The sequence below is a fragment of the Amycolatopsis cynarae genome, assembly GCF_026802195.1.
GTDB lineage: Bacteria > Actinomycetota > Actinomycetes > Mycobacteriales > Pseudonocardiaceae > Amycolatopsis_E > Amycolatopsis_E rhizosphaerae.
The window spans coordinates 1989789-2012431 of the sequence record NZ_CP113836.1 but is presented as its reverse complement, the minus strand read 5'-3'; the positions used below and the strand labels follow the sequence as shown (position 1 = coordinate 2012431).

The 22643-nt window shown below is 70.4% G+C and carries 24 protein-coding genes; 14 read left to right on the top strand and 10 right to left on the bottom strand.

What is annotated here, in order from left to right:
- Window positions 1–88: 88 nt before the first annotated feature.
- From ORV05_RS09535 to ORV05_RS09520, 4 genes are read left to right on the top strand one after another with little or no spacing between them, the layout of a single operon-like run.
- Window positions 89–1084 (top strand): LacI family DNA-binding transcriptional regulator, encoded by a 996-nt coding sequence (locus ORV05_RS09535; RefSeq protein ID WP_268758089.1) that lies wholly within the window; start codon window positions 89–91, stop codon window positions 1082–1084.
- A 52-nt stretch (window positions 1085–1136) separates the two neighbouring features.
- Window positions 1137–1388 (top strand): FeoA family protein, encoded by a 252-nt coding sequence (locus tag ORV05_RS09530; protein ID WP_268758088.1) that lies wholly within the window; start codon window positions 1137–1139, stop codon window positions 1386–1388.
- Window positions 1385–3370, top strand: a complete 1986-nt coding sequence (feoB, locus tag ORV05_RS09525) for a ferrous iron transport protein B (RefSeq protein WP_268758087.1) — start codon at window positions 1385–1387, stop codon at window positions 3368–3370. Before ORV05_RS09530 ends, feoB begins: the two co-directional genes overlap by 4 nt.
- Window positions 3367–3681, top strand: a complete 315-nt coding sequence (locus ORV05_RS09520) for a FeoC-like transcriptional regulator (protein WP_268758086.1) — start codon at window positions 3367–3369, stop codon at window positions 3679–3681. The genes feoB and ORV05_RS09520 overlap by 4 nt, the downstream gene beginning before the upstream one ends.
- Here ORV05_RS09520 and ORV05_RS09515 read toward each other — a convergent pair.
- From ORV05_RS09515 to ORV05_RS09505, 3 genes are read right to left on the bottom strand one after another with little or no spacing between them, the layout of a single operon-like run.
- Window positions 3668–4669: a substrate-binding domain-containing protein gene (locus ORV05_RS09515; RefSeq protein WP_268758085.1), complete on the bottom strand. Its 1002-nt coding sequence runs from the start codon at window positions 4667–4669 to the stop codon at window positions 3668–3670. The two genes, ORV05_RS09520 and ORV05_RS09515, sit on opposite strands and share 14 nt — an antisense overlap.
- 40 nt (window positions 4670–4709) lie before the next feature.
- A complete protein-coding gene (locus ORV05_RS09510) occupies window positions 4710–5753 on the bottom strand; it encodes an ABC transporter permease (RefSeq protein ID WP_268758084.1) in 1044 nt (347 codons plus the stop codon).
- Window positions 5750–7321 (bottom strand): sugar ABC transporter ATP-binding protein, encoded by a 1572-nt coding sequence (locus ORV05_RS09505; protein WP_268758083.1) that lies wholly within the window; start codon window positions 7319–7321, stop codon window positions 5750–5752. Before ORV05_RS09505 ends, ORV05_RS09510 begins: the two co-directional genes overlap by 4 nt.
- 236 nt (window positions 7322–7557) lie before the next feature.
- Here ORV05_RS09505 and ORV05_RS09500 point away from each other — a divergent pair, with 236 nt between their 5' ends.
- The 3 genes from ORV05_RS09500 to ORV05_RS09490 all read left to right on the top strand — a co-directional run bounded on the left by ORV05_RS09500 (window position 7558) and on the right by ORV05_RS09490 (window position 9352).
- Window positions 7558–8142, top strand: coding sequence for a helix-turn-helix domain-containing protein (locus ORV05_RS09500; protein WP_268758082.1), 585 nt, complete (start codon window positions 7558–7560; stop codon window positions 8140–8142).
- 20 nt (window positions 8143–8162) lie between these two features.
- Window positions 8163–8813 (top strand): RES family NAD+ phosphorylase, encoded by a 651-nt coding sequence (locus ORV05_RS09495; protein ID WP_268758081.1) that lies wholly within the window; start codon window positions 8163–8165, stop codon window positions 8811–8813.
- 89 nt (window positions 8814–8902) lie between these two features.
- The gene (locus ORV05_RS09490) at window positions 8903–9352 is read left to right on the top strand and encodes a carboxymuconolactone decarboxylase family protein (RefSeq protein WP_268758080.1); all 450 of its coding nucleotides are present in this window, start codon (window positions 8903–8905) and stop codon (window positions 9350–9352) included.
- A 51-nt stretch (window positions 9353–9403) separates the two neighbouring features.
- Here ORV05_RS09490 and ORV05_RS09485 read toward each other — a convergent pair whose 3' ends face one another.
- The 3 genes from ORV05_RS09485 to ORV05_RS09475 all read right to left on the bottom strand — a co-directional run bounded on the left by ORV05_RS09485 (window position 9404) and on the right by ORV05_RS09475 (window position 11725).
- Window positions 9404–9955 (bottom strand): AAA family ATPase, encoded by a 552-nt coding sequence (locus ORV05_RS09485; protein WP_268758079.1) that lies wholly within the window; start codon window positions 9953–9955, stop codon window positions 9404–9406.
- A 105-nt stretch (window positions 9956–10060) separates the two neighbouring features.
- Entirely contained in the window at window positions 10061–10333 is a 273-nt protein-coding gene (locus ORV05_RS09480) for a VOC family protein (RefSeq protein WP_268758078.1), read from the bottom strand.
- Between the two features lie 294 nt (window positions 10334–10627).
- Entirely contained in the window at window positions 10628–11725 is a 1098-nt protein-coding gene (locus ORV05_RS09475) for an HNH endonuclease (RefSeq protein WP_268758077.1), read from the bottom strand.
- Between the two features lie 172 nt (window positions 11726–11897).
- On the opposite strand from ORV05_RS09475, the gene ORV05_RS09470 reads away from it, so the two are divergent.
- A complete protein-coding gene (locus ORV05_RS09470) occupies window positions 11898–12122 on the top strand; it encodes a hypothetical protein (protein ID WP_268758076.1) in 225 nt (74 codons plus the stop codon).
- 22 nt (window positions 12123–12144) lie between these two features.
- Here ORV05_RS09470 and ORV05_RS09465 read toward each other — a convergent pair whose 3' ends face one another.
- Window positions 12145–12759, bottom strand: a complete 615-nt coding sequence (locus ORV05_RS09465) for a TetR/AcrR family transcriptional regulator (RefSeq protein WP_268758075.1) — start codon at window positions 12757–12759, stop codon at window positions 12145–12147.
- Window positions 12760–12836: 77 nt separating this feature from the next.
- Here ORV05_RS09465 and ORV05_RS09460 point away from each other — a divergent pair, with 77 nt between their 5' ends.
- The 4 genes from ORV05_RS09460 (at window position 12837) to ORV05_RS09445 (ending at window position 17977) form a co-directional block, all read left to right on the top strand.
- Window positions 12837–13898 (top strand): hypothetical protein, encoded by a 1062-nt coding sequence (locus ORV05_RS09460; RefSeq protein ID WP_268758074.1) that lies wholly within the window; start codon window positions 12837–12839, stop codon window positions 13896–13898.
- On the top strand, window positions 13895–15652 hold the full coding sequence (locus ORV05_RS09455) for a hydroxysqualene dehydroxylase (protein WP_268758073.1): 1758 nt from the start codon (window positions 13895–13897) through the stop codon (window positions 15650–15652). The genes ORV05_RS09460 and ORV05_RS09455 overlap by 4 nt, the downstream gene beginning before the upstream one ends.
- Window positions 15649–17019, top strand: coding sequence for an NAD(P)/FAD-dependent oxidoreductase (locus tag ORV05_RS09450; protein WP_268758072.1), 1371 nt, complete (start codon window positions 15649–15651; stop codon window positions 17017–17019). The genes ORV05_RS09455 and ORV05_RS09450 overlap by 4 nt, the downstream gene beginning before the upstream one ends.
- Window positions 17020–17098: 79 nt before the next feature.
- Window positions 17099–17977: an SAM-dependent methyltransferase gene (locus tag ORV05_RS09445; RefSeq protein WP_268758071.1), complete on the top strand. Its 879-nt coding sequence runs from the start codon at window positions 17099–17101 to the stop codon at window positions 17975–17977.
- A gap of 96 nt (window positions 17978–18073) precedes the next feature.
- Here ORV05_RS09445 and ORV05_RS09440 read toward each other — a convergent pair whose 3' ends face one another.
- Window positions 18074–19099 (bottom strand): NAD-dependent epimerase/dehydratase family protein, encoded by a 1026-nt coding sequence (locus ORV05_RS09440; RefSeq protein WP_268758070.1) that lies wholly within the window; start codon window positions 19097–19099, stop codon window positions 18074–18076.
- Window positions 19096–20076 (bottom strand): ScbA/BarX family gamma-butyrolactone biosynthesis protein, encoded by a 981-nt coding sequence (locus ORV05_RS09435; RefSeq protein WP_268758069.1) that lies wholly within the window; start codon window positions 20074–20076, stop codon window positions 19096–19098. Before ORV05_RS09435 ends, ORV05_RS09440 begins: the two co-directional genes overlap by 4 nt.
- Before the next feature lie 194 nt (window positions 20077–20270).
- On the opposite strand from ORV05_RS09435, the gene ORV05_RS09430 reads away from it, so the two are divergent.
- Window positions 20271–20906 (top strand): ScbR family autoregulator-binding transcription factor, encoded by a 636-nt coding sequence (locus ORV05_RS09430; protein ID WP_326938130.1) that lies wholly within the window; start codon window positions 20271–20273, stop codon window positions 20904–20906.
- Between the two features lie 6 nt (window positions 20907–20912).
- Here the strand turns inward: ORV05_RS09430 and ORV05_RS09425 are convergent, their stop codons facing one another.
- Window positions 20913–21551 carry a ScbR family autoregulator-binding transcription factor gene (locus ORV05_RS09425; RefSeq protein WP_268758068.1) on the bottom strand — a complete coding sequence of 213 codons (639 nt, stop codon included), beginning with the start codon at window positions 21549–21551 and terminating at the stop codon, window positions 20913–20915.
- Between the two features lie 310 nt (window positions 21552–21861).
- On the opposite strand from ORV05_RS09425, the gene ORV05_RS09420 reads away from it, so the two are divergent.
- Window positions 21862–22626 (top strand): AfsR/SARP family transcriptional regulator, encoded by a 765-nt coding sequence (locus ORV05_RS09420; protein WP_268758066.1) that lies wholly within the window; start codon window positions 21862–21864, stop codon window positions 22624–22626.
- Window positions 22627–22643: the final 17 nt, after the last annotated feature.

Genomic DNA, 22643 nt, shown 5'->3' with positions numbered 1-22643 from the left:
CGGCGAGCGTGCGGGTAATCGATTACCCGTGACGCTATTCTGGCACCCGGGCGGTGTCAATACCGCTGGCGTGGAAGGAGTTTTCGGCGTGCCGACCATCAGCGACGTCGCCAGGAAGGCCGGCGTCTCCACGGCGACGGTGTCCCGTGCGCTCAACGGGAAATCGTCCGTGGACCCGGTACTGGTGAGCCGCGTGCGCATCGCCGCCGAGGAGCTCGGTTACCACCCGAACGCGCTGGCACGGAACCTGCGCCGCCAGGAGACCGCGGTGCTGGCACTGATCATCTCGGACGTGGAGAACCCGTTCTTCACGTCGATCGCCCGGGGGGTCGAGGACGTCGCGCAGACCGCCGGGTACTCGGTGGTGCTGTGCAACTCCGACGAGAACGCGGACAAGGAGCGCCGCTACATCGACGTGGCGCTGCAGGAGCGGGCCGCCGGGGTGATCCTCTCCCCCACCGGCCTGCCCTCCAGCATCGAACGCCTGCGGCAGCGCGGGACGCCGGTGGTCGCGGTGGACCGGCCGCTCGCCGGCCGCGGCACCGACCAGGTGCTGGTGGACACCCGGCTCGCCGCCCGTGAGGCGACAGAGCACCTGATCGCGGCGGGATACCGGCGCATCGGCTGCGTCACCGGGCCTTCGGGGATTCGGACGGCGGACGACCGGCTTGCCGGGTACCGGGACGCCCTTTCGGCGGCCGGGCTGTCCCCCCGCCTCGAACGGCGCGCGGCGTACCGGGCGGCCGGTGGCCGCGCGGCGGCCAGGAAACTGCTGGACGCGCCGCACCCACCGGACGCGCTCCTGGTGGCCAACAGCGCCATGGCGATCGGGGTCCTGGAGGAACTGGCCGCGGCGAAGCTGCGGCTGGGGCGCGATGTCGGGGTGGTGGCCTTCGACGACGTGCCGTGGGCGAGCCTGATCGACCCGCCGCTGACCGTCATGGCGCAGCCGGCCTACGAGATCGGCGCCGAGGCCGCCCGCCTGCTGCTCGCCCGCATCGCCGACCCGGCACGGCCGCCGGAGGCCCGGACGCTGGCCGCTCGTCTCGTCGAACGGGGCAGCAGCCGCCGCGCGTCCGTGTGATCCGGCCCATGGGCTTTGGTTAGGCAAGCCTATGAGGCATACCCTGCAGTGTATGGACGCCGACGCGAGCACCCTGGCCGCGCTGCCGGTGGGCAGCCGGGCGGTCATCGAGACACCCCAGCTCGACCGCGCCCGCGTGCGGCGCCTGGCCGAACTCGGGCTCCGGGCGGGCACCGAGGTCCTGGTGCTGCACCGCACGGCGGGCGGGGGCCGGGTGATCGCCGTTCAGGACGCCCGCATCGCGCTCGACCGCTCGACGCTGCGGGCGCTGCCCGCTCGTTCACTCCCGGTGGGTCCGGCGTGAACCGGCCGGTGAAGACGGCCGCGCCCTCGTGCCATTCCGACGCGGCGGGCGGCCCGGCCGTCCCCGGCGCGCCGGTGGTGGCCCTCGCCGGAGCCCCGAACGCGGGGAAGTCCACCCTGTTCAACGCGCTGACCGGGGCCCGCCGCTGGATGGGGAACTGGCCCGGCACCTCGGTCGAGATCGGGCGCGGCGCCTGGAGTCTCGGCGGGGCTGGGACCACCAGGGAAACCGGGGCAAGCCCCGTCAGCCTGATCGACCTGCCCGGCGCCTACAGCCTCGACCCGGCCTCCCCCGACGAGGAGCTCACCCGGGACCTGCTCGTCACGGTGCCCCCGGCGGAACGCCCCGAGGTGGTGGTGGTCACCGTGGACGCCGCGCACCTCTCGCGGAGCCTCTACCTTCTCGCGCAGTTACGGGAACACCCGTACCGGCTGGTCGTGGCGCTGACCATGGCCGACGTCGCGGAGCGCCGGGGCCTGCGGATCGACCCCGCAGCGCTGGGCCGCGAGCTCGGCGCCCCGGTGGTGCCGCTCGATCCCCGGCGGCAAAACGGTCTCACGGCCCTCGCCGAAGCGGTCGGCGAGGCGCTCGCGGCCCCGGTGCCCGCACCACGCGAGGTGCGCGCTTCCGGCGACGGCGAACCGGACGAACTGGCCCTGGCCGACGAGCGGTTCGCGTGGATCAGCGAGGCCGTCTCCCGTTCGGTCACCCGGGACCCGGTGGTGCGACGCACCTGGACGGACCGGATCGACCGCTGGGTCACCGCCCCGGTCACCGGCCCGCTGCTGTTCCTGCTGGCGATGTTCGCCGTCTTCGAGATCACCACAACCGTCGCGGCACCGCTGCAGGACGCCCTCGGCAGGTTCTTTTCCGGACCGGTGACCGGCGCGGTCTCCGCCCTGCTGAACGCGCTGGGCCTCGGCGGCGGCTGGGTGTCCGGGTTCGTCCTCGACGGCCTGGTCGCCGGTGTCGGCATGCTGCTGACGTTCGTGCCGCTGATGGCGCTGATGTTCGTGCTGCTCGCCGTGCTCGAGGATTCCGGCTACATGGCGAGGGCGGCCGTCGTCACCGACCGCCTGATGCGCCGGATCGGCTTGCCCGGCCGGGCCTTCCTGCCGCTGGTCGTCGGCTTCGGCTGCAATGTGCCCGCGATCAGCGCCACCCGTGCCCTGCCGAACGCCCGGCACCGGGTGCTGACCGCGCTCCTGGTCCCGTTCACCTCGTGCAGTGCGCGCCTGACCGTGTACGTCCTGGTCGCCACCACGTTCTTCCCGCACTATGCCGGTGCCGTGGTGTTCGCCCTGTACCTCGCTTCGATCGTGCTCGTCGTGCTGGTCGGGCTGGCCCTGCGTTCGACGCTGTGGCGGACCATGGGCAGCGAACCGCTGATGATCGACCTTCCGCCCTACCAGCGCCCCACCGCCCGGCTCGTCGGGCTGGTCACCTGGGTGCGGCTCAAGGGTTTCCTGCGCACCGCCGCGGGCATCATCGTGGCCGTCGTGTCCCTGGTGTGGCTGCTGCAGGCGATCCCGGTGCGCGGCGACTCCGGTTTCGGCCAGGTGCCCCCGGCCGACAGCGTCTACGGCGCGACCGCGCAGGCGATCGCCCCCGTCTTCGAACCCGCCGGGTTCGGCCAGTGGCAGACCGCCAGCGCGCTGATGGTCGGTTTCGTGGCGAAGGAGGCGGTGATCTCCTCGTGGGCCCAGACCTACGCGACGAGCGAACCCGCGAACAGCCGGGAACCGGGGCAGCTGGGCAACCAGCTCCGGGCCGACTTCGCCCGCTCCTCGCACGGCCATCCGCTGGCCGCGGCCTGGGCGTTCCTGATCTTCCTGCTGGCCTACACGCCCTGCGTGGCCACGCTGGCCGCACAGCGCCGCGAGATCGGGCTGAACTGGACGGCGTTCGGGGTCGCGGTGCAGCTCACCGTGGCCTGGTCACTGGCGGTGCTGGTGTTCCAGCTGGGGAGGTTGTTCCTGTGAACGCGCGGCCTCCCGCCGGCCCGGCCGGGCCCCTGCGCGCCGTGCTGACGGCGATGGAGGGTGGGGCGCCCTCGGTGGAAGCCGTGGTGCGGGTGACGGACCTGTCCCGCGACGTGGTGGAGGCCGCGCTCGACCACCTGGTGCGGATGGGCCGGGTTTCGGCGGCCGAGCTGGCGAGCGGGTGCACCAGCGGCGGCTGCGGCGCCTGTCCGCTCTCGGCGAAGGGGCAGCCGGGCTGTGACACCCGCGGTGCCCGGCCGTCCCCCATCACCTTCACCCTGCGGCGTCCCCGCCCGGTCAGCGACCGTTGAGGGTCGCGTAGACCTGGGCCGCGTTCTCCTTGGTGACCAGCCGGGTGGGCAGGGTCTGGATCTTGGGCACCTGCTTGCAGTCGAGGAGGATCTGCTTGGCGGCCTCGATCGCCTCCTTGCCGCCGGTGGGGTAGACGAAGGTCGCCGAGAGCCTGCCCGCTTCGACGGCCTTGATCCCGCCGGACTCGATGGGCAGCCCGTCGATCCCGGTGATCGGCAGGTCCGGACGGCCCGCGTTCTGCGCCGCGATCCGCGCCCCCTCGCCCATCGGATCGTTCTGCGAGTAGATCGCCTGGATGTCCGGGTGCGCCTTGAGGATCGCGTCGGCCTGCTGCTGTCCCTTGTCGCGCAGCCAGTCGCCGTCCTGGGTGGCCACGATGTCGATGCCGTGGCCCTGGATGCCCTGCGCGAACCCGTCGCCGCGTTCCTTGGCCGGGGTCGAGCCCGCGAGCCCGCGGATCTCGGCGATCTTCCCGCCGTGCGGCAGCAGCACGTTCGCGAAGTACTGCCCGGCCTGGCGCCCGATGTCGACGTTGTCCGCGCCGATGAACTCGGTGTAGGCGTCGCCGTCGACCTTGCGGTCCAGCACGAGCACCGGGATTCCCTTGTCGTAGGCCCGTTTCACCGGCGCGGTCAGCGGGGTGGCCTCGTTCGGGCTGATGATGAGCAGATCGATCTGCTGGGTCAGGAACGTGTCCACCTGCTCGACCTGCTTGGCGTTGTCCTGCGCCGCGTCGGCGAAGTTCACGGTGAACTGCGGCACGGACGCGGCGGCGGCACGGATGTCGTCGTCCATCCGCTGCCGGTACGGCTCGGCGACGTTGGCCTGGCTCATCCCGATGGTGTACTTGCCGTTCGGGCCGCATTTCGCGCTTCCCTGCCGCGCGGCAGGCCCGCCGGAGGCGTTGTCGTGCGTCGTTCCGCAACCGGCGACCACCAGCGCGCCGGCCGCCAGCACCGCCGCCGTTCGCCGTGCCCTCCCCGTCATGACGAATCCCCTTCCGTGTTCGGGTGACGTTCAGGTGACGTCAGGTGACCGAAGCCGGCCTGAGCCGCTGCAGGCCGGCGGCGAGCACGATCACCAGGCCGATGATCAGCAGTTGGACGTTCGAGTCGACATTGTTGAGCGCGAGGATGTTGCGCAACACGCCGACCAGCAGTGCGCCCGCGACGGTGCCGACGACCGAGCCGCGGCCGCCGCTCAGGCTCGTCCCGCCGATCACCACCGCGGCGATCGCGTCGAGTTCGTACATCGCGCCGTCGTTGGGGCCGCCGAAGTTGAGCTGCCCGGCGTGCACGACGCCCGCCAGCGCGGCGAGCAGGCCGCAGAGGCCGAACACCGCGATCTTCACCCGGGTCACCGGCACCCCGGACAGCCGGGCGGCCTTTTCGTTGCCGCCGATGGCGTAGACGTGCCGGGAGAAGGCGCTGACCCGCAGCAGCAGCACCGCCAGCGCTGCGACGACGATGAAGATCAGCGCCGGGATCGGCACCAGCCCGTCGAAGGTCCGCTCCCCGAGCAGTGAGAACACCACGGGTGCCTGGCCTGGGCCGTCGCCGTAGGTGATGGTGATGCCCTGCCCGCCCGACCAGATGCGGGCCAGTCCGCGCGCGATCTGCATCCCGGCGAGCGTGACGATGAACGCCTGGATGCCGAACCGTGCGATGGCCACGCCCTGCAGCAGCCCGAACCCCAGCCCGATGGCCAGTACGGCGAGCACCGCGGGGACGACGCCGAAGCCCTTCTCGACCAGCAGCACGGCCGAGCCGACACTGGCGAGCCCGAGGACCGAGCCGACCGACAGGTCGATCCCGCCGATGAGGATGACCAGGGTCATCCCGACCGCGAGGATGCCGATCTCCGAGATCGACCGGACCACGTTGAACAGGTTGCCGGAGTCGGTGAACAGCAGGTGCCCGTTCTTGCTCGGCGAGTAGAGCACCGCCGCGGCGAACACCAGCACCAGCCCGAACAGGCTCTGGAACCGGAACAGCAGGTTCAGCAGATCCTGCCGTCGCCGTCGCCGCCGCGGCGCCTCTTCCTCCTCGCGCCCGGCCACTCCGGCGGTCATCCGGCCCCTCCCACCACGAGGTCCTCCACGGTGCCCTCTCCCATCGCGGCCGCCAGCAGGTCGGCCTCGGACACGGCCGCGGTGTCCACCTCGCGCACGGTGCGTCCCTCGTGCAGCACCACCACCCGGTCGCACACGCCGACCAGTTCGGCGGGCTCGGACGAGGCGAGCAGCACGCCGGTGCCGCGGGCGGCGATCTCGCCGAGCAGGCGGTAGATCTCCGCCTTGGCGCCGACGTCCACGCCCCGGGTGGGCTCGTCCAGCAGCAGCAGATCCGGTTCGGTCAGCAGGCCGCGCCCGAGCACCACCTTCTGCTGGTTGCCGCCGGACAGCGACCCCACGGGTGCGTGGAGCGACGCGAGCTTCACCCCCAGCCTGGTCGTCGAAGCCCGTGCCGCCCCACGTTCCTTTCGCCGGGACACCGTCCCCAGCCGCGCAATCCTGTCCACAACGGACAGGACCGTGTTGGCGAGTACCGAGTGTTCGAGGACCAGCCCGGCGATCCGCCGGTCCTCGGGCACGAACGCGATCCCGAGCCGGAGCGCGTGGCGCGGCCCGCGCGGGCGGACCGGCTCGCCCCGCAGCAGCACACGGCCCCGCCACGGCCCGGGTGTGCCGACCCCGTAGAGCGTCTCCAGCAGTTCCGTACGGCCCGAACCGAGCAGCCCGGCGAGCCCCACGATCTCGCCCTTCGCGACGCGCAGGCCGACCCCGGCCGGGTCGCGCCGCCCCGGCCGGGCCCGTCTGGGGAGCACCGCGAAGTCCTCCAGACGCAGCAACTCCCCGGCCGCACCCGCCCCGGCCTTGTCCCGGGCGCGGAACATCAGTTGCACCGGGCGGCCGACCATCGCCTCCGAGGCCTGGGCCGCGGTCATCGACCGGGCCGCGAACTCGGCGACCACGGAACCGTTGCGCAGCACCGTGGCCCGGTCGGCGATGCGGCCGATCTCCTCCATGCGGTGCGAGATGTAGACGATCCCGGCGCCGCCGCGGCGCAGTTCGCCGATGACCTCGAACAGCCGCTCGACCTCCGACGCCGAAAGCGCCGAGGTGGGCTCGTCCATGATCAGCACGCGGGCGTCGAGCGAGAGCGCCTTGACGATGGTGACCAGTTGCTGTTCCCCCGTGCGCAGCGCCTCCACCGGAAGGCGCGGTTCGAAGGACACCCCTGTGCGCGCCAGCAGCCGCCGGGTCTCCCGCAGCATCCGCCGCCGGTCCACGGTGCCCCAGCGGGTGCGGGGCTCGCGGCCGAGGAAGACGTTCTCCGCGACCGTCAGCGCCGGGACCAGGTCCAGTTCCTGATGGATCATCGCGATGCCCGCGCGGCGGGCGTCGGCGGGCCCGGCCAGCCGTGCGGACTCGCCGCCGAGGCGGATCGTTCCCCGGTCGGCGGCCACCTGGCCGGACAGCACCTTCATCAGCGTCGACTTCCCGGCGCCGTTCTCGCCGAGCAGCGCGTGCACCTCGCCCGCCCGCACCGAGAAGTCCACGTCGGCCACCGCCCGCGCGCCACCGAAGGACTTGCTGATGCCGATCATCTCGACCAGCGGAGCGACGTCGCTGTCCATCCGGAGACCCCCACGCCGACGGGGAGAAATCGATTACCCAGCGACGCTAGAGTGACCGCCGACACCTGTCAAGCGGGCCCTCCGGGTGGTTCCGCCCTGGACAGAGGTGCCCCTACCTGCCACACTCGGTGGCGTCCGCCTACGGATCGTGTTGGATCACGTGCGGTGAGTGTGCGGATCTGGTGAATTCGCGCGCCACAGCGCACGAACCCGCACATCTGCGCTACCGTGTGCGTATGACGGTTGCGCTGGAAAGTGTCCTCGCCAGGGTGGGGCTCCGCGTAGACGCTAAGGAGTTCCTCACCCTCGTCGAAGACGCCGCACGCAGGCTCTCACCGCCCCACCCGGACCCGTCGCACTTCTTCTCCCCGGATCAGCGGGCCGCGCTGACCGACGTCGGGCTGGACCTGTCCGAGTGCCGTGACGACGAGCCCGACCACCGGGCCAGGACGGTGGCCGTGCAGGCGGTGCTGGCCGAATCGGCGCTCACCGTCACCGACGCCGCGCGGCTGCTCAACGTCGACCCGAGCCGGATCCGGCACAAGCTCGCCGCCGGCCGCCTCACCGGCTGGAAGGACCAGGGCGGCTGGCGCCTGCCCGCCTGGCAGTTCGCGGGCAGCAACGTGCTGCCCGGACTGGAGGTCGTCCTCTCCGCCGTGCCGGAGGACCAGCCCCCGCTGGTGGTGGCCGCGTTCATGGCCACCCCGCAGGACGACCTGGTGATCCACGGCAAGCCGGCGACCCCGCGCCAATGGCTGCTCGCGGGCGGCGACCCCGACCCGGTCGCCGACCTCGCGACCACCCTCGGCACCGCGTTCTAGCGGGCGGATCCTCACCCGAGATGGCACGGCTTCCGCTGCCGCCTGCGCGTGCCGCCCTGGCGCACGAACTGCACCCGGAGGACATCGTCGCGGTGCACCCGGGGACCCGGCTGGTCCGGATCTTCACCGCGCACGGCAACCATCCCCAGCACTGGAACTCCTTTCGCTACACCGGACCCCTGCCGCACGGCCGGTTCGACCCGCAGCGCCCCGGCCGCGACGGCACCGCGGCGCACGACCCGCGCAACGGAGTGCTCTACTTCGGACTGACCGTGCGCACGAGCATCGCCGAGGTCTACCAGACGACCTCCATTGTGGACCGCAGGACCCGGGGTCCGCGGCTGGTCGTGGTGCGCCCCACCCGCACCCTGCGACTGCTGGATCTGTCCGGGCTGTGGCCCACCAGGGTCGGCGCCTCCCAGGAGATCTCCAGCGGCCCCAAGAAGATCACGCAGGCGTGGGCGCGGGCGATCCGCGGCGCGTTCAAGGAACTGGACGGCCTGTGGTACCGGTCGTCCATGGACGGCGGGGGGCCCGCGTTGTGCCTGTGGGACCCGCCGGCCGGTTCCGCACTGCCGGTGGAGCCGGACGTGCTGCTGCCACTGGACCACCCCGGCCTGGACGTCCCACTCGCCCGGATCTGCGAGGAACTGAACTACGTCCTGCTGTGACCGCGGTGGTTGTTACCTTTCCCGGCCCCGCTCCGTCAGGGGTGTGACGGGCCCGGACGGGCCCGGTAACCGACGAAGGAGCTAGACCGATGGAAGCCCGCATGAAGAGCCCGGCGAATTCCGACGTGTTCACGGCGATCAAGCACCTCAACAAGGCCATTCACGCCGGGGGCGCCGACCCGCTCCTGCTCGAACTGGTCCACCTGCGGGCCAGCCAGATCAACGGGTGCGCGCCGTGCGTGTTCGCCGGGATCGAGTCGGCCAAGAAGCGGGGCGAGACCGACCAGCGGCTGCACAACGTGGTCGCGTGGCGCGAAACTCCCTTCTTCACCGAGGCGGAGCGGGCGGCACTCGCGCTGACCGAAGCCGCCACCCGTATCCAGGACGGCGCACCGGGCGTGACCGACGAGATCTGGGCCGCGGCCGCCGCTCACTTCGACGAGAACCAGCTGTCCGCGATCATCCTGGAAATCGCGATGACCAACTTCTTCAACCGCATCAACCACACCGTGCGGGAGCAGGCGGGCAAGACCTGGTAAGCCCCGCTCGCGGCCGGTCCTTCGACCTTCTACGCGGAGGCCCTGGCCGCTTTAGCGATACTGCCCGAAGGCGACGATCTCGGGCAGGCTCGGGTCGTAGCCGTGGGTGGTGTCGACGGTCAGTTCGGGCAGGTCCATGCGGATCCACTCGAAGTCGTCGAGGCGGTGTCCGCCCGAGTCGATCGCCTTCAGGAGTTCGTGATCGGCGTGGGCGGCCCGGCGGGGATCGTGGGCCGCGCGATGGGCGATGCGGCCGTGGGCGGTCGCGGCTTCGACGGTGCAGCGGATGATGCGGATGCGGGCGAGTTCGGCCAGCGGTGCCAGATTGGGTTGCCAGACGTGGTGCTGGAAAGCGGCTTCGGCGACAAGGGTGACTCCCGCCCGCAGGAGCAGCGCCAGGGTGTCGAAGAATGCCTTCAGCGTGGGGATGTTGAGCGAGTCGCTTCCGCCGGGTTCGTGTCCCGCGGCGGCATGGGTCATGCCCTGCTTGATTTCGTCGCGGATGATCGCCGGGCAGCCCATTTCCCGGGCGATCCGGTGCGCCAGGGTTGTCTTGCCCGCCCCGGGGGGCCCGCTCACGACGATCAGCGTCGGCAATGCCATACAGTGCATTGTGTCATTTCAGCCCGAGCCGAGGCGGAAATACTGGGGTGAATTTCGTTGTTGCGGCTCGGCTTGACGCGTCGCGAAGTGACCACCGGCCGATGCTCAGCTCAGGCGAGTTCTCAGAAGGCAGAATTCATTGCCTTCGGGGTCGGCGAGGCAGTGCCAGCTCTCCTCGCCGGTCTGGCCGATATCGACCCGACGCGCCCCGACCTTCAGGAGGCGTTCCAGTTCGGCGTCCTGATCGCGGTCGGTGGCGTTGACGTCGAAGTGCATCCGCAACTCGAGCACGGTGAAGTCCAGTACCTCGCACCAGAACGCGGCCAGCCGTCGCGGATCCAGGGAAGGGATCACCAGTTCCGAAATTCGAGAGGCCACGATCAGACCCTATACGGCATCGACCACAAACAGCCACTGCAATGGCAAAGCCTATGGCAGCAGCGTGAACCGGCCCGCTTTGCGGTGCCGCAAGATCAAGGCGGTGGTTCCGCAGCGGCGGGATCAGGTCGCGAACCGGCTTCATAAGGGATCAGATGGCGGGTGGCACCCGTCGTTTGAGGCCGAGCGGTACCAGCGAACGTAACCAGGTCGAGCGGGGCTTCAACCGGCGTAAGCAGTTCCAGGCGATCGCAACCCGCTACGTACAACCATGACCGGTGGACCTCTTGTCGTTCAGGCGGCGGTGATCAGGGGTTCGGGTTCGCCTCGGTAGGTGCGACCGGCCGGGGTGGTGATCTCCAGGACTCCGGTGTCGGTCATCCGGTGGTGCCAGCCGGGTTCGTCCTTGAGCCGGTGGTCGCGGCGGCACAGGCCGCAAAGGTTGCCGTGGTCGGTGCCGCCGCCCTGGGCCCAGGGTTCGACGTGGTCGAGATCGCAGGCCTGAACTGGTCTGTGGCAGCCGGGTATGCGGCATTCCCGGTCTCGCACCTGGACCAACTCCTTGGTGGCGGCGGGTGGTCGGTAGCGGTGGCGCCCGACGTCGATCGGGGTGCCGGTCATCGGGTCGGTGACGACCCGCCGGATCGTGGCATTCTGAGCGATCTCCCGTGCCAATTGAGCGGGGATCGGGCCGTGTCCGGCCAGTTCGGCAGGTTCGCTGCGCAGCCCGGCCCAGGTCAGGAAATCCAGATACACGAACACCTCCGCCCGCGGCGGCTCCACCGGCCGCGCGACACCAAGGCACAGATCGGAGAACACATCCGCCCGCAACTCATCCAGAGTGCGCTCCTCCCCCCGGCTCCGCAGTTGTCGCGCCACCCGATCCACCCGCGCATAGATGGTGGCGGCGATCTCGGCCGGAAGATACGCATACAGGGTCGCCATGCCCTCATCCTCGTGACACAGCTGAACATTACGGGACCGCTTCCGCTCCTCGCACCGCCGCGCGTATCCATCCGGATCAACCCGGGCGACGGTCCTGTTCACCAGGCGCCGCACCGACGTCGCATCCCGGGTAGCGATCTTCCCCGCCACCCGCGCATCCACCTCTCGTGCCTGGTCGTCGGTCAAGACCGAGGTTTGATCGGCCACCTTCGACGCCCGATACGGATCCAGCGCACGCCGCCGCATCGCCTCGAACGTCGAAGGCAGACGCCGCACCAAATCCCGGGCCAGCGACACCTGACCCTCCGCCTGACGCGCACCGTAATGCAATTCGAGGCCGACTTCCTTCGCCACCGATTCCGCATCCCCCAACGCCGCCACCGCGGCCAGCTTCACCGCCTGACACGCATTCGAACACGCCTCAGCCGCCGCGATCAGCGACAACACCTCATCCCGGTCGAGATCGGCGATGCGGTCGTACAGTTCCGGATCGGGCCCGGAAAACCCCCAGTTTTCGGTCACATCACAAGCCTATCGACGACACGTCGCCAACAGCACCGCACGATAGTGGCATTTCGAACGGCGTTCGCCGCTGGGTTCTTTCAGGTAACGTGGAGGCGTGAAACCGTTGCTACTGGTGGACGTGGATGGGCCGTTGAACCCTTTCGCCGCCGAGACGCGACCGCCCGGCTACGTCGAGCACCAGTGGCGCTTGTCGCGGTGGCGGAGGAAAGCCGTGCGACGAGCCTGGCTCAACCCGGCGCACGGGGTCGCGCTGGTGGATCTGGCCGAGCGAACCGGCCTCGCCACCGCGGAAGCGGCACTCCACCAACGCCCCGGATGAGCAAGGCCGGAGGAAACCCCGCTCACCCGTAGACGGTCAGCCAGATGGACCGGGCCAGCGCCCTGGCCATGGCCGGGTCCTCGTCCGGCCCGGCGATGTGGCAGTGCAGGGAAATGGCGCGTTCCACCATGCCCGCCAGCAGGCGCGCGGTGTTCTTCGGGTCGAGGTCCGCGCTCACCCGCCCGGCGCGCTGTTCGTCTTCCAGCCGCCGCTGTTCGACCTCGACGAACCCTGCCACCTTGTCCAGCCAGTAGGCCGCGACCTCCTCGTCGTAATAGGAAAGCTCGGCCAGCGCGCGCAGCACCCTCGGATGTGCGCGGTAGTGGGTGAGCATTTCGCGCATCGCGCGTTCCACGCCCGCGGGGCCGTCCCCGTGGTCGGCGCTCCACCAGCGGGCCGCGGCGTCGAACAGCCCCTGGACGGCCTGGTCGGCGACCGCGATCAGCAGCCTGCTCTTGTCCGGGAAGTGCAGGTAGAACGTCGACCGCGCGATCTGTGCCTGCTCGGCGATCCGCAACACCGAGATCTCCGTGTACGGCGTGCCCTGGCCGAGTTCGTTCTCCACCGCCTCGACAAGCCTGCGCACGATCTCCTCGCGCTTCGGGCGGTTGCGGGACGCTCTGGTCACGGACGGCATGACCCGAATGCTACAACTGGACCCCTTGACTCGTGGACACAGTGTCGACACTCTGTCCATGAACACTGGAGGGTCAGATGAAATTGCGTCACAACGGTGTGGTGGCAATGATCGCGGCCGCTGCCCTGAGCCTGTTCTTCCTGCCGCCGGCCGGTGCGCAGGACCTCGTTCCCCCGCCCACCGACATCACCGGCTCGGACCTGACCCAGGTCCCCGGCCACCTCGCCCAGCCCGCCGACGACGTCGCCCACCCCGGGTCGGCGACCGAATGGTGGTACGTGCACCTGATGGACCCGCGGACCGGGCGAACCTTCATCGCGCTGTTCTTCACCAGCCCCGCCCCGATCACCGCGATGTTCTACTACCCGGAAAACGGCCCGAAGGAGGTGCTCCCGGTGGCGGCGACGCCGACCACGGCGAGCACCGCGACCCCGTCCGCGGGCAACAGCGCGGGCGGCATCGGGTACGACCCGGTGCGCGGCGCCTACCATTTCGTGTTCCACGCCAACGGTTTCGACGTCGACGCCTGGCTGGACCAGCCGGTCACCGGGCTGACCGGCGGACCGATCCGGTACGACGGCGGCCAGGAGATGTACTGGACCTCGCCGGTCGCCACCAGCCATCCCACCGGACATCTGCGCACCCCCGACGGGCAGAGCACCGATCTCGCGGGCTGGCGCGGCTACCACGACCACAACTGGGGCAGTTTCAACGTCGTCGACCAGCGCTACTCCGGGTGGGAATGGGCCGTCTCGCACGAGCCCGACGGCAGTGCCAGCCTCCTCGGCGGCGTGGTCAAGGGCGACGGCGTGTGGCAGGGCGTGGTCGCGCACGCCACGCCGGACGCGGTGATCGGCTGCATGGCGACCCTCCGGCTGTCCGACTGGCGGGTGTCCGGGGCCTACTCCTATCCCGCTGCGGAAAACGCTTCCTGCACGGACGCCAAGAAGGGCACGCCGACCGGCTGGGAGCCGGAACCGTATCCCGGGCTGGACTACACCTTCCACGTGACCGATCCGTTCGTCTTGGACTCCGGCCTGCTGGCGCTGCCCGAGTCGGTCGGGCGGACCGGCCCCGGCTCGATCGGGCTCGTGGAACACATCCGCACGCTGCCGTCCCGCCTCGGGGGTGGGCAGTGAACCCCAGGAAGTTCAGCAGACGGACGGTGCTGCGCGGCACGACCATGGCCGGTGTCGCCGTCGCGCTTGGAAGCACCCCGGCGCGAGCGGCGAGCGGCGGACTGCGGGTGGCGGTGCTCGGCGGCGGCATGGCCGGGCTGACCGCGGCGCACGAACTGATCGAGCGCGGCTTCGAGGTCACGGTGTACGAGAGCACCGCGCTGGGCGGGAAGGCCCGGACCATCCCGATGCCCGGTACCGGGACCATGGGGCGGGCCGACCTTCCCGGCGAGCACGGCTTCCGGTTCTTCCCCGGGTTCTACCACAACGTCCCGGACACCATGTCGCGAATCCCCCTGCCCGGCAAAGGAAAATCGGTCTCGGACAACCTGGTGTCGCTCAACGGCGCGCTGATTTCGCGCAGCGGCGGAAGGTCGGATATCGAGCTCGCCCTGCCGACCAACCCGGCCACCCGGCCACTGGATCCGGATTCGCTGCGCGACACCATCATCGGCCTCGTGCAGGAGGTCGTCTCCCTGCCTCCCCAGGAGGTGGCCTTGTTCGCCGACCGGCTGCTGGTGTTCATGACCAGTAGCCGCGAGCGCCGCGAGAACCAGTGGGAGAACGTGGCGTTCTGGGATTTCATGCGCGCCGCCGGACGCTCGAAGGAGTACCAGGTCGCGCTGGTGCGGTTCATGACACGAGGACTGGTCGCGCTCAAGGAAAAGGTGGCGAACACCCGCACGGTCGGCGCGATGGGCGAGGCGTTCATCCTGGCCTTCCTCGGCCTGGGCACGAACGGACAGTCCCCGGCCAGGATGCTCAACGGCCCCACCACCGAGGCGTGGATCGACCCGTGGGTGCGCTGCCTGGCCGACCTGGGCGTGCGCTTCGCGGTCGGGCAGACCGTGCGGTCGCTGGAACTGTCCGGCGGGCGGATCTCCTCGGCCGTGGTCACCGATCCCACCGGAACACCCGCACAGGTCGCGGCGGACTGGTTCGTCTGCGCGGTCCCGGTGGAACGGGCCAGGCAGCTGTGGTCACCGGCGATCCTGGGGCAGGCCCCCGAACTGGCCGGGATGAACGAACTGCACACCGACTGGATGAACGGGGTGCAGTTCCCCCTGCGGGAGACACCGCCGATCAAGGCGGGCACCCAGTTGTTCCTGGACTCACCGTGGGAGATCACCTCGGTGCTGGACAGCACCCTGTGGGACCGGGACATCCCCGCGCAGTACGGCGACGGCGCCGCGCGGGACATCCTGTCGCTGGACGTGTCCGATTGGGACACTCCAGGAATCCTCTACGGGAAACCGGCCCGCGAGTGCACCATCGAGGAGGTGCTGGCGGAATGCTGGGCGCAGGTGTGCGACGCCCTGAACGACACGGGGCGATCCGTCCTGCCCGACGGCATCCGGCATTCGTCCTTCCTGGACCCGGCCATCCGGGAAAGCGGCGGCGGGCTGACCAACGACACGCCGCTGTTCGTCAACACGGTGGGCAGCTACCGGTACCGGCCGGAATCGGCGACATCGATCCCCAACCTCTTCCTGGCGGGTGACTACGTGCGCACCGACATCAACCTGGCCACCATGGAAGGCGCCAACGAATCCGGCAGGCAGGCGGTGAACGCCCTGCTCGACGCCGCCGGTGCCACGGGCGGCCGGGTACCGGTCCAGACCCTGTACCAGCCGCCGGAGCTCGAACCGCTCAAACGGATCGACGCGGCTCGGTACGCGGCCGGGCAGCCCAACCTCTTCGACCTGCCGGGATGACGAACGAGAGGGACGCCGTGGACGCACTGGTGGTCGGCGCGCGCCCGGCCGGTTCGGCGACGGCGATCGCGCTGGCCCGCGCCGGGAAGCGCGTCGTGGTGCTGGACCGCTCGCGGTTCCCGTCGGACACCCTGTCGACCCATCTGCTGTGGCCGGGCGGGCTCGCCGAGTTACGGGCCCTCGGCGCGCTGGACCGGGTGGAAGCCCTTGGCGCGCCGCGGCTGCCGATCGGGATGGCGGTCGGCGAGGGCATCACCCTTCGCGGCCGCTATTCCACTGTGGACGGCGTCGGGTACGCGATGTGCGTGCGCCGCACCGGGCTGGACGCCGCGCTGGTCCGAACCGCGAGGGAGGCCGGGGCGCAGGTGCGGGAGGGCTGCCGGGTCACCGGGCTGGTGGTGCGCTCGGGGCGCGTCGCCGGGGTCCGGTTCACCGGCCGCGACGGTACGGAAGAGGAACTGCACGCACCGCTCGTGGTGGGCGCGGACGGCAGGCGCAGCACGGTGGCGAGGCTCGTCGGCGCGCAACGGCCGTACCGGCGCGAGCCCAGCGGCCGGGCATGCTTCTTCGGGTACTGGACCGATCCGCGACCTGAATGGCGCGAGATCGCCGCGCAGTGGCGCACGGGCGCCGAACTGGGCACCGCGTTCCCGTGCGATGGCGGGCTCGTGCTGTGCCTGCTGCAACCACCCCAGGACCGCGCCGCGGACTTCCGGCCGGACACCGAGGCGGAGTACCTCCGCACGATCAACGCGATTCCCGGCCTCGCCGAACGGCTGCGCGGCGGCGAACTGGTCGGCGGTATCCGTTCGGCCACCGGGATCGAGTCCTACTTCCGCCGGTCGTCCGGTCCCGGCTGGGCCCTGCCGGGCGACGCGGGGCACTTCAAGGACCCCGTGACCGCGCAGGGCATCCGCGATGCCCTGCGGTACGGCCGGCTGCTCGGTGAGGCGGCCGCACCGGTGCTGCACACCGACCGGCTGGACGCGGCACTGCTGGACTGGGAACGCCGCCGGGAGGCCGACTGCCTCGAGGTCTACCAGTGGACCAACGGCCTGGCCCGCGGCGAGGCGATGACGCCGCTGGAGATCGAGCTGTACCGGTCCGCGCGGCAGCGGGACGGGCTGACCACCCTGATGCTCGACGTGTACTCCCGTTCCCGCCGCCCGGGTGAGGTCGCGACCCCGCACCGGGGCCTCGCGCTCGCCGCGGCCGCGCTGGCCCGCCCGGCCGCCGGCCGCCGCACCGTGCTCGCCGCGCTCTCCCGCGACCTGCGGACCATGGTCTCCGACGCCCTTGAACGGCGCGCCGTCCGCCGCCGGCCGCTCCCGCCCACACCTGGGCTCGAAAGCCCGCGCGCGCCGTAAAAGTTGATCACCCGGAGGGCGGCGGCGGGCCTGCCGGTTACCATGTCCGCACACCGTGCTACCGACCGAAGGACGCGTTGTGGCCGATTCCGAAACCACTGACTCACGCCGTGACCCGTACCTCCCCCGGGACGTCGACCTCGAACACCCGAGCGTCGCCCGCGTCTACGACTACTACCTCGGTGGCACCTCGAACTGGGCGATCGACCGCGAGTTCGGCGCCAAGGCGCTGGCCGCCTTCCCCTTCGTGCGGCCCGCCGCCAAGGCCAACCGGCAGTTCCTGCACCGGGTGGTGCGCTACCTGGCGAAAAGCGGCATCCGGCAGTTCGTCGACCTCGGCTCCGGTATCCCCACCATGGGCCCGACGCACGTGGTCGCGGACCGGGTGAACCCGGAGTCGGCCGTGGTCTACGTGGACAACGAACCGGTCGCGGTCGCGCACTCGCAGGTGCTTCTGGAGCGGGACGGCGACCCAGCGCGGCATGCCGCGATCAACGGTGACCTCCGCGACCCGGAGGGCCTGTGGGAGAGGATCGCGGAGACCGGCGTGATCGACTTCAGCGAGCCGGTGGCCCTGCTGATGATCGCGGTGCTGCACGTGCAGCAACTCGACGCCGACGGCGTGGACCAGACCCCGGACATCCTCGCCCGGTACCGCACGCTGCTCACCCCCGGCTCCTACCTGGCCATCTCGCACGGCTCCTCGGACGGAGTGCCCGGACAGCGCGCCCTCGACATGGCCAACTTCGCCCGGATGTACGAGCAGTCCAGCACGCCGGTGCGCTGGCGCCCGCGGGCGGAGATCGACCTCCTGTTCGGCGATCTGGAAATGGTCCCGCCCGGCACCACGTGGACGCCGCTGTGGCATCCGGAGGAGTCCACAGCGGATTCTCCGGTGATCGACTTCGACAGCCCGGAAGATTCGGTGGTCTGGGCCGGGGTGGCCCGCAAGAACTGACGCGGACCCCGGGCGCCGGAAGGGCGCTGACGGCGGGCGAAGCGGATGCCGGTCGGTCCCGGCATCGCACCGCCATTCCCTGGGCCCGCAACGGCCTCACCGCAGCACGGGAGACCGGTCCCCGCTGCCCAGTGTTTCCCGGTACCAGTCCGCCGCCTCCGCGAAACGCCGGGCGAGGCCCGGCCCCGGCGACACCCCGGTCACCGACCAGATGCGGCTGCTCTCGTACCAGTGGTCCCGGGTGAGCAGGGAATACTGGTGATCGCTCACCGCGGGCAGTACCGCGCGAGTGCGGGCGCGGTGCTCGCCGAGCGACAGATCCACGGTGGGGAGCGGAAGGTCGAGCAGCTCGCACACCAGGGTGAGCAGCCTGCGCATGGCCAGCGGACGCGGTCCGGCCACGTGGAACACGTCGCCGGACCGGCCGGTGCCGGGGTGCAGCGCCAGCGCCCCGATCACCGCGGCCAGGTCGGTGACCGCGACGAGCGAGGTGCGCGCCGAGCCGCCCGCCGCCCACGCCGGAACGGCACGCAGCCAGCGGGCCAGTGTGGGCACCACGTGGCGGTCGCCCTCGCCGTAGATCAGGTGCGGGCGCAGGACGATGCCCCCCGCGGCCCGGACCAGGCGCTCCCCCGCCAGCCGGCTGCGACTGGTCGCCGACGACGGATCCGTGACCGGAACGGAGCCCGGTGGTGCGCGACGGTCGGGATGGCCGGGTTCCGCGGCTCCCCGGTGGACACCGTCGCGATAGACCGCGCACGTACTGAGGTACAGCACGCGCGGGACACCGGCCCGGCGGGCCTGCTGGAGGAGACTGCCGGTGCCCCGTTCGTTGACCGCCGTGCACAGCGCCGGATCCCCGCCGACCTGCGAGGCGAGGTGGACCACGGTGGTGATCCCGGTGCACGACCCGGTGAGGCAGGCGGCGTCGGTCAGGTCACCGCACCACACGGTCACACCGGAGTCCGTCATCCACTCCGGAACCGGACGCCGGACGAGGACGCGAACTCGCGGGCCCGCGCCCCGCGCCACCAGCTCACGTACCACCGCCGATCCCACGAAGCCGTTCGCGCCGGTGACCAGGATGTCCGGCGTGGTGGCCGTTTCCGGGACGGCCTTCATGACAGGCGCATCGCGAGCGAGCCGGAGGCGGCGGTGGCGCCGTTCTGCCTGGCCACGACCCGCACGCGGCGAGTGCCGTCCGCCGCGACGGGTTCCGCCGTGACGAGCAGCAGGCATTCCGCGTCGAATTCCACGTAGGCGTCGAACCCGAACTCCACGTCCACGGGAAGGGCATGGGGATCGCCGACGGCCAGCAGCGCCGCCTGACGCGCCGCCTCCATGAGCACCATGCCCGGCACGTGGTCCACGGGGTGATCGAACAGCACCGCGTGGTCCGGATCGAACTGCAGGGAAAAGGTTGCGGCCGCCGCCGTCTCCGAGCTGGCGGCCGCCAGCAGCACGTCCTCCGCCCGCTCGCGGCCGACCAGCGCCGGCGCCACCGTCGGCCGCGCCCTGGCCTGGAACGGCGTCGCCGCGAAATGATCGCCTCGCACGCGCCGGTAGACCGCCGAAGACACGCAGCGCCAGCGCTCAGAGGCACTGCCGATGCGGTGACCGTCCCGGAAGCATTCGAAGTCCAGTCGCATTCCGGCAACGTTCTTTCCGCGGTACTGGATGTCGTGCGCACTGGCCTGCAGGACCACGTCGACGGGCCTGCCCACGGTGCCCAGGCCCGCCGCGTCCACCGAGTAGGTCTTGTGGTCGGAGAGAAAACTGTGCCCGAGCGGGATTCCGTAGACCTGGTGGGCGATCAGGAGCCCCGCCTGCCGGAACGTCTCCGCGCAAAGCATCGGGTCGTGGGACGAAGGGGTTCGCGGGCCGAAGAAACTGTGCCGGCGCGGCCACTGCGCGCCGATCTCCGCCCTGCCCTCGCCAAGTATGTTGAGATCGGTGACGAAGACCTCCGAGACGGCCGCGCGGTGCACGAAGCTCCGCGGAATCGTCTGCTGGAAGCCGAGTTGCCTCGGCACGGATCGTTCGCCGGTCTCGGTCTCGCTGGTTTTGTGAGCAGCCTCCAGTAACAAAGTACCGATCACGTCTTCCTCCCAGAAAAAAACTTGCCCCAGACCATTCCGTTTGTACCGGAGACGAACCGGGAAAACCATACCTGCCCACCGGTTTTTTTCTGGCCCCTGACAGCCCCGCGCGTTAGACTGGCCTTTCGGCGTAGCGGACATCCGCCCGACGGTCTAAAGTTGATCTTCCCGCGAGGATTACGGAGGAACCTGCCTTGGCCCGCCAAGAGCGTGCGGAACAAACACGGAACGCCATCCTGCAAGCCGCGGCTTCCCGGTTCGACGAAGTCGGCTTCGTGGGCGCCAGCCTGTCGGACATCCTCGCCGAGGCCGGGGTCACCAAGGGAGCGCTGTACTTCCACTTCAAGGCCAAGGAAGATCTCGCCGACGCGCTCATCGACGAGCAGTTCCGGGTCTGGGAGGCACTGTCCGAAATAGACAAGCCGGGACTGCAGACGGTCATCGACCTCGGCCACCACCTGGCGATCAGCCTGCAGCATGACGTCCGCGTGCGGGCAGGCATCCGGCTCGTGATCGAGCAGGGCTCGTTCCTCCTGCCCGCGAGCAGCGCCTACAAGCAGTGGATCGATACGGTCCACAGCTTCCTGCTCGCCGCGAAGGCGGCGGGCGACCTTCGCGAGGAGGTCAACGTGCACCAGCTCGCACAGTTCGTGATCGGCTCGTTCACCGGGATCCAGCTGACCTCGCAGGTACTCACCGGGCGAGCCGACCTGCCCGAGCGCGTGACCTTCATGTGGGAAACGATCCTGAACTCGGTGGTGCCACCCCGGCGGCGGCACAAGTTCTCCGCGGCGGGCACTCTCACCGACACCGGCACCGTCCCGGCCTGAAAGCGGTTACTTCCCCGCCGCCCGATCGGCGGCGGCGCCGTCGCCGACGGTGCCGCCGCCAGGCCCCGACAGGTCGATGAACCGGCAGAGGTCGCTCAGCGTCCCGGCGAAATCGGTTTCCGGTGCGACGGTTCCGCCGCCAACCGCGGACTCGAGGCCGACGCAGACGGCCACCACCAGGAGCGTGGCCCGGTCGGCCCGCACCCCCGGCCGGAGCTCACCGCGGGCGCCCGCCTCCGTCACGTACTCGTGGACCTGCGCGACCCAGGCGCGGGAAAACGACACGAACCGCTCGTCCTTGGCGCCCATCTCGCGCGCCACGCGGAAGCTGGCGCCCACCCGCGGCTCGGTGTCGAGCCAGCGCATGAGTGTGTGGCCGAGGTTGGCCAGCCGCCGCAGGGCGGGCAGCGGGGCGGCGAGTTCGCGAGCCACGTGTTCCCGCAGCATGGCGACCGCGCCGTCCTGGACCTCGTCGCAGATCTCGTCCTTGGAGGAGAAGTGGAAGTACAGGCCGCCCTTCGTGACACCGGCCGCGCGGGAGATGTCCACCAAGCTGGTGGCCGCATAGCCATGCCGGTGCAGCAGCTGGGCGGCGGCATCCAGCAGCAGGCGCCGTGTCTGCTCCGAGCGCGCCTGTTTGGTCACCGTCGCCCCTCCAGTCCCGAACCACGGACACGGGACACTCGACCCGCATCGCTTCTCCATTATTACATACCAACCGCCCGGTTTACTATCGGGTACAACCCCGAAGATCCGTTCCCCCGAATGGCTTACGGCGGACCTCATGGCCAAACAAACCGACCGACCTCCCGGTTTTATCCTTGAAAACCGGCCGGTCGGTTCAGTAGGCTCCGACTGTGGAGCCGGACACGCACCGGCAGACACCAGGCGCTGGGGGACGGACGAGGCGCCACGGGCAGATCCCGGACAACGCGGACACCGGAGGGCACTTCAGATGCATTACGAGATACTCGGAGAAATCAGAGTCAGCGGCCGGCCCGGTGTCAGCGCACCGCGGGCACGCAAGATCGAGACGCTGCTCGCCGTACTGCTGGCGAAACGCAACCAGGTTGTGACCACCGAGTACCTGATCAGCGAGATCTGGGGCGAGAATCCGCCCGCGCGAGCCAACGCCGCGCTCTACGTCTACGTTTCCCAGTTGCGGAAGCAGCTTCGCGGCACGGGCGAGGACGCGGACGAGAGCCCGCTGGTCACCAACCCGCGCGGCTATTCGCTCCGCGTCGGAACCGACGAGCTCGACGCCGACCGTTTCACCCGCCTCTACCAGCAGGGGCGTGCCCTGCACCAGGACCGCAGCTACCGCCAGGCGGCGGCCGTCCTGCGTGAAGCCACCGACCTGTGGCGCGGCGCGGCCTTCGGCGGGTTCGCCGACTCGCCCGAAATCCAGTCCTGCGCCGCACTGCTGGAGGAAAGCCGGCTGGAATGCCTGGAACTGCTGATGGAGACGGAACTGCTGGTCGGCAGGCATCGCGAGATCGTGGGGCAGCTTTCCGCACTGGCGAAGGAGCACACGCTGCGGGAAACGTTCTACGAGTACCTGATGACCGCACTCCTGCGCTCGAACCGGCGGGCCGAGGCGCTGGAAACCTTCGCCTCCGCACGACAGAACCTGGTCGAGCAACTGGGCATCGAACCCGGCAGCTCACTGCGGAAACTGCACCACACGATCCTCGTCGGCGAACTGTCGGACGCGGTCTGACCCCCTTCGCGTCTCCG